The sequence below is a fragment of the Bartonella sp. AP72JLCBS genome (assembly GCF_042195705.1).
Lineage (GTDB): Bacteria > Pseudomonadota > Alphaproteobacteria > Rhizobiales > Rhizobiaceae > Bartonella.
The window spans coordinates 1-1,005 of sequence record NZ_JBHIOU010000078.1; the positions used below are offsets into that span (position 1 = coordinate 1).

Below are 1,005 nucleotides of genomic sequence, written 5' to 3' on the forward strand. Positions count from 1 at the left end.
GCGGTGTGAGATGGAACAAAGAACAGCAGAATGGTTTCAAGCGCGCTTGGGTAAAGTCACCGCATCTAATGTTTACAACATTATCAGTAAGACAGCAAAAGGATTGCCTACGAGCAAATATGAAGACTACAAAATCAAACTCATAACGGAGCGCTTAACAGGCGAAACAAGCCCTTATTATGAAACTGAAGATATGAGATGGGGTATTGAACATGAAGAAGATGCCTTGAGAGAATATGGCTTCATTTATGATGCCAATATAACAAAGTGCGGCTTTATCCAACACCCCACAATAGAAATGGCGGGGGCTAGCCCCGATGGTCTCATTGGAGAAGACGGTTTAATCGAAGTCAAATGCCCGAGATCAGTAACACATATGCGCTTTTGTATAGGTGACGAAATCAAACCAGAATATCACGCACAAATGCAATTCCAAATGGCTTGTACAGGACGAAAATGGTGTGATTTCGTTAGCTATGACCCACGTTTTACGGGGGAATTCTTTCACTTGCGTATGAAAGTCAAGCGTGTTCTCCGTGATGATCAACAAATTGAACAGATCAATCAAGTTGTTGAAACCTTTTTAGCAGAGATAGAACGAGAGATAAAACAACTCTCAACAAAAGCTGCTTAACCTTATGGGGGTGTTTTGTTCCCCGCATATCTACAAGCACCCCCACCCTTCCTAACAACTTTCAAGTAATGCGTGATTCACGCCACATGTGAATTGCATCTCAATGTAAGGAGAAAAGATATGGCGCCTCGTAAAGCTATCATAACGCAAGCAGACATTGCACGAGCTTTAAGAGAAGCAAAAAAGCAAAAATGCGAACTCATAGAAATCAAACCTACCGGTGAACTGCTTATCTATCTTAAAGCAGATATTCCAATACCAAATTCAGTTAGCCACCCAGACAAACTTTTAGATTTGTCAAAGAATGAATATTACGAAACCGCACTCTTTAAGATGTAAAATACCATGCCAAAACCACGTCCTCCTCATCT

The 1,005-nt window shown here is 41.1% G+C and carries 2 protein-coding genes; both read left to right on the forward strand.

Annotation, left to right across the window (positions count from 1 at the left end):
* Positions 1-10: 10 nt before the first annotated feature.
* Positions 11-634 (forward strand): lambda exonuclease family protein, encoded by a 624-nt coding sequence (locus tag ACFILO_RS09475; RefSeq protein WP_375678213.1) that lies wholly within the window; start codon positions 11-13, stop codon positions 632-634.
* Between the two features lie 120 nt (positions 635-754).
* The gene (locus tag ACFILO_RS09480; protein WP_375640850.1) at positions 755-973 is read left to right on the forward strand and encodes a hypothetical protein; all 219 of its coding nucleotides are present in this window, start codon (positions 755-757) and stop codon (positions 971-973) included.
* The last annotated feature ends 32 nt before the right edge of the window (positions 974-1,005 follow it).

Excerpts from the sequence above, each read along its gene's own strand:
- ACFILO_RS09480 (WP_375640850.1), top strand. The coding sequence starts at position 755 with ATGGCGCCTCGTAAAGCTATCATAACGCAAGCAGACATTGCACGAGCT.
- ACFILO_RS09475 (WP_375678213.1), top strand. The coding sequence starts at position 11 with ATGGAACAAAGAACAGCAGAATGGTTTCAAGCGCGCTTGGGTAAAGTC.